The sequence below is a fragment of the Clostridioides sp. LIBA-6822 genome, assembly GCF_056688955.1.
The window spans coordinates 95,126-110,340 of the sequence record NZ_CP196995.1 but is presented as its reverse complement, the minus strand read 5'-3'; the positions used below and the strand labels follow the sequence as shown (position 1 = coordinate 110,340).

At 34.1% G+C, this 15,215-nt stretch carries 11 protein-coding genes; all 11 read right to left on the bottom strand.

Features of this window, described 5'->3' with window-relative positions:
• Positions 1–7 precede the first annotated feature (7 nt).
• Complete coding sequence (gene rplB, locus ACTG48_RS00690; protein WP_003421168.1) at positions 8–838, bottom strand: 50S ribosomal protein L2; 831 nt, start codon at positions 836–838, stop codon at positions 8–10.
• Between the two features lie 29 nt (positions 839–867).
• Positions 868–1,158: a 50S ribosomal protein L23 gene (rplW, locus tag ACTG48_RS00685; protein WP_003435681.1), complete on the bottom strand. Its 291-nt coding sequence runs from the start codon at positions 1,156–1,158 to the stop codon at positions 868–870.
• Positions 1,158–1,781, bottom strand: a complete 624-nt coding sequence (rplD, locus tag ACTG48_RS00680) for a 50S ribosomal protein L4 (protein WP_021386633.1) — start codon at positions 1,779–1,781, stop codon at positions 1,158–1,160. Before rplD ends, rplW begins: the two co-directional genes overlap by 1 nt.
• Before the next feature lie 29 nt (positions 1,782–1,810).
• Entirely contained in the window at positions 1,811–2,440 is a 630-nt protein-coding gene (gene rplC / locus ACTG48_RS00675) for a 50S ribosomal protein L3 (protein ID WP_021386632.1), read from the bottom strand.
• 91 nt (positions 2,441–2,531) lie between these two features.
• Positions 2,532–2,843, bottom strand: coding sequence for a 30S ribosomal protein S10 (gene rpsJ / locus ACTG48_RS00670; RefSeq protein WP_003421175.1), 312 nt, complete (start codon positions 2,841–2,843; stop codon positions 2,532–2,534).
• Positions 2,844–3,213: 370 nt separating this feature from the next.
• Positions 3,214–4,407: an elongation factor Tu gene (gene tuf / locus ACTG48_RS00665; RefSeq protein ID WP_169469762.1), complete on the bottom strand. Its 1,194-nt coding sequence runs from the start codon at positions 4,405–4,407 to the stop codon at positions 3,214–3,216.
• A gap of 90 nt (positions 4,408–4,497) precedes the next feature.
• Entirely contained in the window at positions 4,498–6,564 is a 2,067-nt protein-coding gene (gene fusA, locus ACTG48_RS00660) for an elongation factor G (RefSeq protein WP_021382502.1), read from the bottom strand.
• Between the two features lie 48 nt (positions 6,565–6,612).
• On the bottom strand, positions 6,613–7,083 hold the full coding sequence (gene rpsG / locus ACTG48_RS00655; protein WP_021382504.1) for a 30S ribosomal protein S7: 471 nt from the start codon (positions 7,081–7,083) through the stop codon (positions 6,613–6,615).
• A gap of 121 nt (positions 7,084–7,204) precedes the next feature.
• Entirely contained in the window at positions 7,205–7,627 is a 423-nt protein-coding gene (gene rpsL, locus ACTG48_RS00650; protein WP_021382501.1) for a 30S ribosomal protein S12, read from the bottom strand.
• A 288-nt stretch (positions 7,628–7,915) separates the two neighbouring features.
• Entirely contained in the window at positions 7,916–11,401 is a 3,486-nt protein-coding gene (gene rpoC / locus ACTG48_RS00645; RefSeq protein WP_021382500.1) for a DNA-directed RNA polymerase subunit beta', read from the bottom strand.
• A gap of 41 nt (positions 11,402–11,442) precedes the next feature.
• Entirely contained in the window at positions 11,443–15,159 is a 3,717-nt protein-coding gene (rpoB, locus tag ACTG48_RS00640) for a DNA-directed RNA polymerase subunit beta (protein WP_021382506.1), read from the bottom strand.
• Positions 15,160–15,215: the final 56 nt, after the last annotated feature.

Below are 15,215 nucleotides of genomic sequence, written 5' to 3'. Positions count from 1 at the left end.
AAATTTACTACTTAGTTCTTCTTGATACTATTAATTTATTTGAAGCTTTATTTTTCTTTCTAGTTTTGTATCCAAGAGCTGGTTTACCCCATGGAGTAACAGGAGATGGTCTACCTATTGGAGATCTACCTTCCCCTCCACCGTGTGGATGGTCATTAGGGTTCATTACAGAACCTCTTACAGTAGGTCTTATTCCCATATGTCTTTTTCTTCCTGCTTTACCGATAACTACGTTACCGTGCTCTATATTTCCAACTTGTCCTATAGTAGCTTTACAGTTTATGCTTACTAATCTCATCTCACCTGATGGTAATCTTAATAAAGCATTTTTTCCTTCTTTAGCCATTAATTGTGCAGAAACTCCAGCAGATCTAACTAATTGAGCTCCTTTTCCTGGCTTTAATTCTATATTATGAATGATAGTACCAACTGGCATATCTTTTAATGCTAAACAGTTTCCTGGTTTTATATCAGCACCTAATCCTGACAATATAGTATCTCCAACGTTAATTCCAACTGGAGCTAATATATATCTTTTTTCTCCATCAGCATAGTTTAATAATGCGATATTTGCAGTTCTGTTTGGATCATATTCTATAGTAGCAACCTTAGCAGGTATACCATCTTTATCTCTTTTAAAATCTATTATTCTATATTTTCTTTTTTGTCCTCCACCTCTATGACGAACAGTTATTCTACCATGTACGTTTCTACCAGCATTTTTCTTTAAGTTAACTAAAAGAGATTTTTCTGGTTGGTTACATGTTATTTCATCAGAAACTAAAACTGTCATTTGTCTTAAGGCAGGAGAAGTTGGTCTAAACTTTTTTATAGCCATCTGTTTTCCCTCCTTCGTTTGTTATAATACTACATTCCTTGGAAGAATTCTATTTCTTTACTATCAGCAGTTAACTTAACTACTGCTTTCTTAAAGCTTGATGTTCTTCCTTGAGTTCTACCCATTCTTTTAACTTTTCCATCGTAGTTTAAAGTATTTACTTTATCAACACTAACTCCGAATACTTTTTCTACTGCTTTTTTTATTTCAGTTTTGTTCGCATCTTTAGCCACAACAAAAGTGTATTTTTTTTCACCCATTTCAGCCATACTGTGCTCAGTTACAACTGGTCTTATTATTACATCATGTGGATTAGTCATTATGCGTACACCTCCTCCACTTTTTTAACAGCATCTGTAGTTATTATGAATGAATCATATTTTAATATGTCATATACATTCATAGTATTAACTAATGCAGTTTGAACACCTTCTATATTTCTAGCTGATTTTATTATGTTATCATTTTTGTCAGCTATAACTACTAAAGCTTTTTTAGCAGCATTTATATTATTTAATATTTGAGCGAATTCTTTAGTTTTAGGAGCATCCATGTTTAATGCATCTAATACTATAACTTCACTATTTTGTATTTTTGAAGATAAAGCACTCTTCATAGCTAATCTTCTTACCTTCTTAGGTAATGTATATCTGTAGCTTCTTGGCTTAGGTGCAAAAGCAACTCCTCCACCTACCCATTGTACAGATCTTGTAGAACCTTGTCTTGCTCTACCTGTTCCTTTTTGTTTCCAAGGTTTTCTTCCGCCACCTCTAACTTCTGCTCTAGTTTTAGCAGATTGAGTTCCTTGTCTCTTATTTGCTAATTGATTTTTTACAACTTCGTATAAAACATGTCCATTAACTTCTACGCCAAATATAGAATCTGATAATTCTATTTCTCCAACGTTTTGTCCACTAACATTTAGTACATTTAATTTTGGCATTGTTATTCCTCCTTTCTCTAGGTTAGTCATTATTTAGAAACCTTTACAGCTTCTTTTATAGTTACTACTGAACCTTTAGCTCCTGGTATAGCTCCCTTAACTAATATAAGGTTCTTATCAGCATCTACTTTAACAACCTCTAAGTTTTGAACTGTTACCTTTACACTTCCCATGTGTCCAGCTAATTTTTTGTTTTTAAATACTCTACCAGGGTAAGAACAAGCTCCCATTGAACCTGGTCTTCTGTGGTATCTAGAACCGTGAGTTTCAGGACCTCTACTTTGTCCATGTCTTTTTATTGGACCTTGGAATCCCTTACCTTTACTTATTCCAGTAACATCTATTTTTGCACCTGCTTCAAATACATCAGCTTTTATTTCTTGTCCTACTGTGTATCCTTCTACAGAATCTACTCTAAATTCTTTTAAATGTTTCTTTAAAACATTAGCAGCAGCTAAATGTCCTTTTTTAGGTTTGTTTAAAGCTTTTTCTTTAGCATCTTCGAAACCTATTTGTATAGCATTGTATCCATCTTTATCAACTGTTTTTATTTGAGTAACGACCATAGGTCCTGCTTCAACAGCTGTTACAGGTATAACTACACCTTTATCAGTGAATATTTGAGTCATACCAACTTTTTTTCCTAATATTCCTTTCATATTAGCACCTCCTATAATTCTTACAGCGGATTACATCTTTTAGAGTAATCATTCTAAGATAATCATCTATAGGATAATATCTTAGGGGTTCTTATAATTTTATTTCTATATCTACACCTGCTGGTAAGTCTAATCTCATTAATGAGTCAACTGTTTTAGGTGTTGGATTAGCTATGTCGATTAGTCTTTTATGAGTTCTTATTTCAAATTGTTCTCTAGAGTCTTTGTACTTATGTACAGCTCTTAATATAGTTACAACTTGTTTTTCTGTTGGTAGAGGCACAGGTCCTGAAACTTGTGATCCAGCCTTTTTAGCAGTTTCAACTATTTTCCCTGCTGAAAAATCTAATAATTTGTGATCATATGATTTTAATCTTATTCTTATTTTTTCATTCTTAGCCATTTTGTTTTCCCTCCTTTATCACGTGTTTAATTTTCAAGTTGCGTACAACCAATACCGATACACTGCTCCGGGTGTGTTGTAACTTTCAAATCGATATTAGTTCGTATTTCACTAGGATTTAATTCTTATTTTCTTAATCTCTCAAGCACACTATTATATTTTATATCATCTGTTACATTTTTTCAAGTTTTTTTTATATTTTTTTCAATTTTATTTTCTATTACAACAGCATAACCTCAGACTTGATTGTTAATCTGTCTCAAGGCACTAGTTTAGTATATATGCTTTAGTGCTACTTGTCAACAAAAAACAAAAAAGAGAGGTGTTACCCCCTCTTTTTCTATATTAAATCCATTAGTTTAGTAAAAGATTACTCTACTATTGTAGCAACAACTCCTGAAGCTACTGTTCTTCCACCTTCTCTTATTGAGAATCTTAATCCCTCTTCTACAACTATTGAGTTTATTAAGTCTACTTCCATTGTTACGTTATCTCCAGGCATTACCATTTCTATTCCATCTGGTAATTTACAAGCTCCTGTTACGTCTGTTGTTCTGAAATAGAATTGTGGTCTATATCCATCAAAGAATGGTGTATGTCTTCCACCCTCTTCTTTTTTAAGTACATATACTTCTGCTGTAAACTTTGTGTGTGCCTTTACTGATCCAGTTTTTGCTAGTACTTGTCCTCTTTCTATCTCGTTTCTTTGTACTCCTCTTAATAATGCTCCTATATTATCCCCTGCTTGTGCTTGGTCTAATAATTTTCTGAACATCTCTACTCCTGTTACTACTACTTTTCTTGGTGCTTCTGTTAATCCTACTAATTCTACTTCGTCTTGTACTTTTAGTACTCCTCTTTCTACTCTTCCTGTTGCAACTGTTCCTCTTCCTGTGATTGAGAATACGTCCTCTACTGGCATTAAGAATGGCTTGTCTGTATCTCTCTCTGGTGCTGGAATATACTCATCTATTTGCTCGAATAATTCTACTATCTTATTTCCCCACTCGCTCTTTGGATCTTCTAATGCCATTAATGCTGATCCTCTTACTATTGGAGTATCATCTCCTGGGAAATCATATTCTGTTAATAAATCTCTTACTTCCATTTCTACTAATTCTAATAACTCTTCATCATCTACCATGTCACATTTGTTTAAGAATACTACTATATATGGTACACCAACTTGTCTTGATAATAGTATATGCTCTCTTGTTTGTGGCATTGGTCCATCTGTTGCTGAACAAACTAATATTGCTCCGTCCATTTGTGCTGCTCCTGTTATCATGTTCTTAACGTAGTCAGCATGTCCTGGGCAGTCAACGTGTGCGTAGTGTCTGTTTGGAGTCTCATACTCAACGTGTGCTGTTGATATTGTAATTCCTCTTTCTCTTTCTTCTGGAGCTTTATCTATGTTTGCGAAATCTACTGCTTCTCCTAATTGGTATCTGTCATATAATGTTTTTGTTATTGCTGCTGTTAATGTAGTTTTACCGTGGTCAACGTGTCCTATTGTACCTATATTAACATGAGGTTTTGTTCTTTCGTATTTAGCTTTAGCCATTTTGAATTTCCTCCCTTTATCTTGTGCGATATGAGATATATCTCATATCGCTGATTATTTTTTATATTTATATTATTAATTATTTTTAAATTATTTTCCTTCAGCTATTTTCTTAGCAACTGAAGCTGGAACTTGCTCATAGTGATCGAATATCATTGTATAAGTTGCACGACCTTGAGTTGAAGATCTTAGGTCTGTTGAGTATCCAAACATTTCTGAAAGTGGAACGAATGCATTTATAACTTGTGCACCACTTCTAGCTTCCATACCTTGGATTAATCCTCTTCTTGAGTTTAAGTCACCCATAACATCTCCCATGTAATCTTCAGGAGTAACAACTTCTACTTTGAAGTAAGGCTCTAAAAGAACTGCATTACCTTTCTTCATAGCATCTTTGAATGCCATTGAACCAGCCATTTTAAACGCCATCTCAGAAGAGTCAACCTCATGGTAAGAACCATCATATAACTCAACAGCAACGTCTACAACTGGATAACCAGCAACTATACCAGATTGCATAGCTCCTTGTATACCCATGTCAACTGGACCAACATATTCTTTTGGTACAGATCCACCAACAGTTTTGTTTGTGAACTTGTATCCTTCACCTGGCTCTTGAGGAGCAACTCTAATCTTAACGTGACCGTATTGTCCTCTACCACCTGATTGCTTAGAGTACTTGTATTCAACATCAACTGGTTGAGTTATAGTTTCTCTATATGCAACTTGTGGTGCACCAACTTTAGCTTCTACTTTGAATTCTCTTAATAATCTATCTACTATTATCTCTAAGTGTAACTCACCCATACCAGATATTATAGTTTGTCCTGTTTCTTGATCAGTCTTAACTGTGAAAGTTGGGTCTTCTTCAGCTAATTTTTGAAGAGCTATACCCATTTTTTCTTGAGCTGCTTTAGAGCTTGGCTCTATAGCAACAGATATAACTGGCTCAGGGAATTCCATAGATTCAAGTATTATTGGATTAGCAGGGTCACATAATGTGTCTCCAGTAGTAGTATCTTTTAATCCTACTGCTGCTGCTATATCTCCAGCATAAACTTTAGTTATTTCTTCTCTTGTATTGGCATGCATTTGTAATATACGACCAATTCTTTCTCTCTTATTCTTAGTTGCATTTAAAACATAAGAACCAGATTCTAATGTTCCAGAGTAAACTCTGAAGAACGCTAGTTTTCCAACGAATGGGTCAGTCATTATTTTGAATGCTAATGCAGAGAATGGCTCTTCATCAGAAGAATGTCTTTCAGCTTCTTCTCCATCTTCTAATATACCTTTTATAGCTGCTATATCTGTTGGTGCTGGTAAGTAATCTAAAACTGCATCTATTACTAACTGAACACCTTTATTTCTATAAGCTGTACCACAGAAAACTGGGTTCATTTCACAAGCTATAGTAGCTTTTCTTATAGCAACTTTTAATTCTTCTATAGTAGGCTCTTCACCTTCAAGGTATTTCATCATTAGTTCTTCATCAGTTTCAGCTACTGATTCAACTAATTTTTCTCTCCACTCAGTGGCTAATTCTTTCATGTCTTCTGGTATATCTGTTTCTTCCATTTCAACCCCTAGGTCGTCTTTGTATATAACAGCATCCATTTTTAATAAGTCTATTATACCTATGAATGAATCTTCTTTACCTATTGGTAATTGCATAGGAACTGCATTAGAATTTAATCTAGATTTCATCATGCTTACAACATTGTAGAAATCTGCACCTAATATATCCATTTTATTTACAAAAGCTATTCTAGGTACTCCATAAGTTTCAGCTTGTCTCCATACATTTTCTGATTGAGGCTCAACCCCACCTTTTGCACAGAATACAGCAACTGAACCGTCAAGAACTCTTAGAGATCTTTCAACTTCAACTGTGAAGTCCACGTGTCCAGGAGTATCTATTATATTTATTCTATGGTCTTTCCATGAAGCAGTAGTAGCGGCAGAAGTTATTGTTATACCTCTTTCCTTTTCTTGCTCCATCCAGTCCATTTGAGAAGCTCCTTCATGAGTTTCTCCTATTTTATGAGTTTGCCCAGTATAAAACAGAATTCTTTCTGTAGTAGTAGTTTTTCCTGCATCTATATGAGCCATGATTCCTATATTCCTAGTTCTTTCCAAAGGAAACTTTCTAGCCATGGTTATCCTCCTTATGATATCCTCAATTTTATAAGATATCTATATATCCTACCATCTGTAATGAGCAAATGCTTTATTAGCCTCTGCCATTTTATGAGTATCTTCTTTTTTCTTAACTGAAGCTCCAGTGTTGTTAGCTGCATCCATTATTTCTTTAGCAAGCTTATCAACCATTCCTTTTTCTCCACGAGCTCTAGTGTATTTTACTAGCCATCTTAAACCTAATGTTTGTCTTCTTTCAGGTCTAACTTCGATTGGTACTTGGTAGTTTGCTCCACCAACTCTTCTTGCTTTTACTTCTAAAACAGGCATTATATTGTCCATTGCTTTATTAAATACTTCTAAAGCTTCTTCTCCTGTCTTTTCAGCAATAACTGCGAAAGCATCATAAACTATACTTTGAGACTTTCCTTTTTTTCCGTCTACCATTAGATTATTTATTAATTTAGTAACTACCTTACTCCCATACATAGGATCTGGTAAAACTTCTCTTTTTGGAACATTACCTTTTCTTGGCATTTCGCTTCCCTCCTTAATTATTTAACTTAAATCATAGGTACTCGACATAATTCACTTAATGCCGTGATGCCATAAATATATATATTTAAAGCACCGAACTATAATCAATCATTAATTGTTTTTACTTTTTAGCTTCTTTAGGTCTCTTCGCACCGTACTTAGATCTTGATTGTCTTCTCTTATCAACACCTGCTGTATCTAAAGTACCTCTTAGTATATGGTATCTAACCCCTGGAAGGTCTTTTACTCTTCCTCCTCTTATAAGAACAACACTATGCTCTTGTAAGTTGTGTCCTTCTCCTGGTATATAAGCAGAAACTTCTATACCATTAGTTAATCTAACTCTGGCAACTTTTCTTAAAGCTGAGTTAGGTTTCTTAGGAGTAACTGTTTTTACTGAAGTACAAACCCCTCTTTTTTGTGGGGCACTAGCGTCAGTTACTTTCTTGTTTAAAGAGTTGTAACCTTTTTGTAATGCTGGAGCAGTAGATTTCTTCTCTACCGCTTTTCTACTTTTACGAACTAATTGGTTAATTGTTGGCATCATCTGCACCTCCTTCCAAATTTTCGATCTTATCAGTGACCGCCAACTACATCAATATGAATATTCATACTGACTGATTGTAACATACGTTACTTACAATTTAATGTCTATAACACATAAATATGTGATATTAGCATTTTTCTAGCTTGATGCTTTTTAGTTTTCATTTATTGCCATCTAAAAGTCACTAAGAGCTTATTCAAGCCCTTAGTGCACTTTTAAACAACACACTTTACTATTTTAACACCACAAATAATGGTTGTCAAGATTTCTTTACTCTATCTGCCATTAATCTTCAATTTTTTCAACAGCTATATTTCTATATTTCTTCATTCCTGTTCCAGCTGGTATTAATTTACCTAATATAACATTTTCTTTAAGTCCTATTAAGTGGTCTTCTTTACCTTTTATTGCTGCTTCTGTTAGTACTCTTGTTGTCTCCTGGAATGAAGCTGCTGATAAGAATGAATCAGTTGCAAGAGACGCTTTAGTTATACCAAGTAAAACTCTTTTAGCAACTGCTGGTCTTAGACCTTTGGCTACAGCATCTTTATTACATTCATTGAATGTTAATACATCTTCATATCCACCTGGTAATAAATCTGTATCTCCTGGGTCTTCAACTTTAACTTTAGATAGCATTTGTCTTACTATAACTTCTATATGCTTATCGTTAACGTCAACCCCTTGAAGTCTATACACTCTTTGAACTTCTTTAACTATATATTCTTGAACTCCCTTAACACCATTTACTCTTACTATATCATGAGGATTTATAAACCCTTGTGTTAATGGGTCTCCAGCTTCTAACATTTGACCTTGTTTAACCTTTAATCTAGAACCATATGGTATCACATATGTTTGAGTTTCGCCTTCTGCTGGTATTACATTTACTTCTTTTCTCTTTCCAGTTTCGTCTATTTCAACTCTACCAGATACTTCAGTTATTACGGCTAATCCTTTTGGTTTTCTAGCCTCAAATAATTCTTCAACCCTTGGAAGACCTTGAGTTATATCGGCTCCTGCAACTCCTCCAGTATGGAATGTACGCATTGTAAGCTGAGTACCCGGCTCACCGATAGATTGAGCTGCTATTATACCAACTGCTTCACCTATATTAACTTCTTTTCCTGTAGCTAAGTTTCTACCATAGCACTTAGAACAAACTCCATGATTAGTTTTACAGTTAAGAACTGTTCTTATCCTAATTTTTTCAATTCCTAAATCTACTATAGTTTCTGCTTCATCTTCTTGTATCATAGCATCAGCTTCAACTATAACTTCACCAGTTTCAGGATTTAATATAGGGTCTATAGTATATCTTCCTACAATTCTATCATATATCTCTTCTATAACTTCATTTCCTTCTTTTATAGCATAAATTTCTGTAGTATCCTCTGTTCCACAATCTATTTCTCTTACGATAACATCTTGACTTACATCAACAAGTCTTCTTGTTAAGTATCCAGATTCAGCTGTACGTATAGCGGTATCAGCAAGACCTTTTCTGGCACCATGTGAAGATGTAAAGTATTCTAGTACTGATAGACCTTCACGGAAATTAGATTTAACTGGTATCTCAACTGTTTTACCAGACGCATTGGCCATAAGACCACGCATTCCTGCCAGCTGTCTAATTTGGTTTTTAGAACCTCTGGCTCCTGAATGTGCCATTATATATATATTATTTAATCTGTCTAGTCCACCCATAAGAGCATCAGTAACTTTATCAGTTGTTTCTGTCCATGTCTCTATGACTTTCTCATATCTCTCTTCATCAGATATTAGACCTCTTCTGTACGCTTTTTCATATTTATCAACTTTTGCTTCTGCTTCAGATATAAATACTTTCTTTTCTTCTGGTACACTCATATCATCAACAGCAACTGTTATTCCACCTAGTGTAGAATATTTAAACCCTAGAGCTTTTATATAATCTAGTAATTCAGCTGTTTCTGTATTTCCATGTTTTCTAAAACATTTATCTATTATCTTCCCAAGAGATTTTTTATCTGCTAAGAAATCAACTTCCAGTGCAAATGGGTTTTCTTTTCTATCTACAAAACCTAAATCTTGAGGTATATTTTCATTAAATATAAATCTACCAACTGTACTTTCAACTAATGAACTGCTTCCATCTTCAAGTGTTACCTTTAATTTTACTAAAGCATGTAGATGAACTGATTTATTATAATAAGCAAGTAATAGTTCATTAAAATCTTTAAATACCATTCCTGTTCCTTTAGCTCCATCTTGTGCTTCTATTGTTAGATAATAGCAACCTAAAACCATATCCTGAGATGGAGTAGTTATAGGTGAACCATCTTTAGGAGCAAGGATATTATTTACAGAAAGCATTAAGAATCTTGCTTCTGCTTGTGCCTCTACTGATAAAGGTACATGGACTGCCATTTGATCCCCATCGAAGTCTGCATTATAGGCTGTACATACAAGAGGATGTAGTTTTATAGCCTTACCTTCAACTAAGATTGGTTCAAATGCTTGTATACCTAATCTATGTAGAGTCGGTGCACGGTTAAGAAGAACTGGATGACTTTTTATAACATCTTCTAAAACATCCCAAACTTCTGGTTTAACTTTTTCTACTATAGATTTAGCACTTTTTATGTTATGTGCATATCCTTCTTTAACTAATTTGTCCATAACAAATGGCTTGAATAATTCTAATGCCATTTTCTTTGGAAGTCCACATTGGTAAAATTTAAGTTCTGGTCCAACAACTATAACAGAACGTCCTGAGTAGTCAACACGCTTACCAAGTAAGTTTTGACGGAAACGACCTTGTTTACCTTTTAACATATCTGATAAAGATTTAAGTGGTCTATTTCCAGGGCCTGTTACAGGTCTACCTCTTCTACCATTATCTATTAATGCATCAACGGCTTCTTGAAGCATTCTTTTTTCGTTTCTTACAATTATATCTGGAGCTCCAAGCTCTAATAATCTTTTAAGTCTATTATTTCTATTTATAACTCTTCTATATAAATCATTTAGGTCTGAAGTCGCGAATCTTCCACCATCTAGTTGTACCATTGGTCTTAAATCTGGTGGTATTACTGGTATTGCATCTAAAATCATCCACTCTGGTTTATTTCCAGACTTTTTAAATGCCTCTACAACTTCTAATCTTCTGATTGTTCTAACTTTCTTTTGTCCTGTACTATCTTTTAATTCCGCTCTTAAGTCTTTACTTTGTTGTTCTAAATCTATATTCTGTAGCAATGTCTTTACAGCTTCAGCACCCATTCCTACAGTAAAAGTATATCCATACTTTTCAAGAGCAGTTCTGTATTCTTTTTCTGTAAGTAACTGTTTTTCATTTAATCCAGTTTCTCCTGGATCAACTACTACATATGAGGCGAAGTATAATATTTTTTCTAATGATCTTGGTGACATATCAAGTAAAAGTCCCATTCTACTTGGTATACCCTTGAAGTACCAGATGTGAGACATAGGAGCAGCTAGCTCTATATGTCCCATTCTCTCTCTTCTTACTTTTGATTTAGTTACTTCTACTCCACATCTATCACAAACTACACCTTTATATCTAACTCTTCTATATTTACCACAATGGCACTCCCAGTCTTTTTGTGGTCCAAATATTCTTTCACAGAAAAGACCATCTTTCTCTGGCTTTAAAGTACGGTAATTTATAGTTTCTGGCTTTTTAACTTCTCCTCTAGACCATTGTCTTATTTTTTCTGGAGAAGCCAATGCTATTTTTATCGACTCGAAATTGTTTAATTCAAACAAGGAGTTCTCTCCCTTCTATTTGAGATTTACATTAATTAAATTTACACATCAAAGTCATCACTTTCAAAATCTATTTCTTCTTCAAATAAATCCTCTTCAGCGAATTCTTCTAAATTCTCTATATCCTCATCTTCTGCGTTTTCAGCAAAATCATCTTCAATTTCTTCTATTATATTACTTTCTTCAACTTCTCCCATATGATTTACAACGTCTAGCTCAAATTCGCCTATTGTATCATCTTCATCTACAGATTCTCTTACTTCTATTTCTTGGTCTTCATCTGTCAATACTTTTACATCTAAGCATAAACTTTGAAGTTCTTTTATAAGAACCTTAAATGACTCTGGGATTCCTGGCTCAGGTATGTTTTCACCTTTAACTATAGCTTCATAAGTTCTAACACGACCTACAACATCATCAGACTTAACAGTAAGTATTTCTTGAAGTATGTGAGCAGCTCCATATGCTTCTAGAGCCCAAACCTCCATCTCTCCAAATCTTTGTCCACCAAATTGAGCTTTACCACCTAGTGGCTGTTGAGTAACTAATGAGTATGGTCCAGTACTTCTTGCATGTAATTTTTCATCTACTAAGTGATGTAGTTTTAAGTAATACATATATCCAACAGTTATTCTGTTATCAAAAGTTTCACCTGTTCTACCATCGTATAAAGTTAATTTACCATCTCTAGGATACCCAGATGCCTCAAGAGCATCCATTATATCGTACTCATTAGCACCATCGAATACTGATGTTGCCACATACCATCCTAATGTCTTAGCAGCAAGTCCTAAATGGACTTCTAGAACCTGACCGATGTTCATACGTGATGGTATACCTTGTGGGTTAAGTATTATGTCTAGAGGAGTTCCATTTTCCATAAATGGCATATCTTCTTCTGGTAATATTCTTGAGATAACCCCTTTGTTACCATGACGACCAGCCATTTTATCTCCAACTTTTATCTTTCTTTTTTTAGCTATATAACATCTTACTAATTCATTTACTCCTGGAGATAAGTCATCTCCATTTTCTCTAGTAAATACTTTTACATCAACTATTATACCAGATTCACCATGAGGTACTTTAAGTGAAGTATCTCTAACTTCCCTAGCTTTTTCTCCGAATATTGCACGAAGCAATCTTTCCTCAGCAGTAAGTTCAGTTTCTCCTTTTGGAGTTACCTTACCAACTAGTATATCACCTGAGTCTACCTCTGCACCTATTCTTATTATACCTCTGTCATCTAGGTTTTTAATTGCACTATCTCCAACATTAGGTATATCCCTAGTTATTTCCTCTGGTCCTAGTTTTGTATCTCTAGCTTCACATTCATACTCTTCTATATGAATTGTTGATAATCTATCTTCTTTAACTAATCTTTCATTTATTAATATGGCATCCTCGTAGTTATAACCTTCCCAAGTCATGAATGCTATAAGGCAGTTTCTTCCAAGTGCAACTTCTCCTAAATCAGTTGCTGGACCATCTGCTATAACATCGCCTCTCTCAATCTTTTCACCTTTACTTATTATAGGTGTTTGATTTATACAAGTACCTGAGTTTGAACGTTTAAACTTAAGTAAATTATATCTATCTCTGTTTCCATCTTCTCTTTTTATAATTATTTCATCTGCTGTTACTCTTTCTGCTATACCAGAATTTCTAGCAACAACAACTGCTCCAGAGTCTTTTGCAGCTCTATATTCTATACCAGTTCCTATAATTGGTGCTTCTCTTCTAACTAGAGGCACTGCCTGACGCTGCATGTTAGCTCCCATAAGGGCACGGTTGGCATCATCATTTTCTAGGAAAGGTATCATAGCAGTGGCAACAGATACAACTTGCTTAGGAGATATATCCATGTAATCTACTCTGCTTTCAGGAACCATTTCAACAGCACCATTTACAGTTCTACAAACAACTCTATGGTTTACGAACTTACCATCATCTGTTAATGGCTCATTTGCCTGAGCTCTTACAAATAAATCTTCCTCATCAGCAGTTAGATAATGTATTTCATCAGTAACTGTTGATGTTTCTTTATCAAATTTTCTATATGGTGATTCTATAAATCCAAATTCATTTATCTTTGCATAAGTTCCTAGAGAGTTTATAAGACCGATGTTTGGTCCCTCTGGAGTCTCTATCGGACACATTCTACCATAGTGTGAATGGTGAACGTCACGCACTTCGAATCCAGCTCTTTCTCTTGAAAGACCTCCAGGTCCAAGAGCTGATAATCTTCTCTTATGTGTTAACTCAGACAGAGGATTTGTTTGGTCCATGAACTGAGATAACTGAGAACTACCAAAGAATTCTTTTATTGCAGCAGAAACTGGTCTTATGTTAACCAACGCTTGAGGCGTTATGGCTTCCATATCTTGAACTGTCATTCTTTCTTTTATAACTCTTTCCATTCTTGAAAGACCAATTCTAACTTGATTTTGTAATAATTCACCTACAGATCTTATTCTTCTGTTTCCTAGGTGGTCTATATCATCAATATTTCCTATATTATAGAATATATTAAATTCATAACTTATTGAAGCTATTATATCATCTAATAATATATGTTTTGGTATAAGTTCTTTAATTCTTGATTTTATAGCTTCTTTTATTTCTTCTTCGTCGCTATATCCATCTAAAATTTCTTTTAAAGTTGGATAATGTACTTTTTCTTTTATGTTTAAATCATCTATGTCAAAATTAATGTGAGACTTAATATCTACAAAGTTGTTTCCTATAACTCTAACTTTCTTATCATCATCCATTAGTAGATTTACTACATTTATACCTGCATTTTGTATATCTTTAGCTAACTCATAACTTATTTTTTCTCCAGCTTTTACAAATACTTCCCCAGTTTCTGGATTAATTATGTCTTGTGCTGAAATTTTATTCATTATTCTATAACATAAAGCAAGTTTCTTATTAAACTTATATCTACCAACTTTTGCTAAATCATATCTTTTTGGATCAAAGAATAAAGCATTTAACAAAGATGATGCACTTTCTACAGTAGGAGGTTCGCCTGGTCTTAATTTTTTATATATCTCAACAAGACCTTCTTCTACTGATTTAGTATTATCCTTTTCTAATGTAGCAGTTAATCTCTCGTCTTCTCCTAAAAGGTCAATTATCTCTGCATCTGTTCCTATTCCTAAAGCTCTAAGTAAAACTGTAACTGGTTGCTTTCTTGTTCTATCAACTCTTACAGAAATTACATCATTAGAATCTGTCTCATATTCTAACCATGCTCCTCTATTAGGAATTACAGTAGATGAAATCAATCTCTTACCTGTTTTATCTCTTTCTTCCGCATAGTAAACACCAGGAGATCTAACTAATTGACTTACTATAACTCTTTCTGCTCCATTTATAACGAAAGTTCCTCTTTCTGTCATTAAAGGGAAGTCACCCATAAATACTTCTTGTTCTTTTATTTCGCCTGTTTCTTTATTTATAAGTCTTACCTTAACTTTTAGAGGTGCACAATATGTAGCATCTCTCTCTTTACACTCTTCTATATCGTACTTTGGTTTATCGTCTAAAGAATAGTCAACAAATTCCAATATAAGATTACCAGTATAATCTTCTATTGGTGAAATATCATCAAACACTTCTTTTAAACCTTCTTTTAAAAACCACTCATAGGAATCTACTTGAATTTCTATAAGATTTGGCACATCAGCTATTTCCTTAATTTTAGAAAAGCTCATTCTAGTTCTTTTACCTATCGTGACAGGATGTGGCATTCACTTTTCACCTCTCAATAATTAAAAATAAAACAATAGTTCATTCTAACGCATCT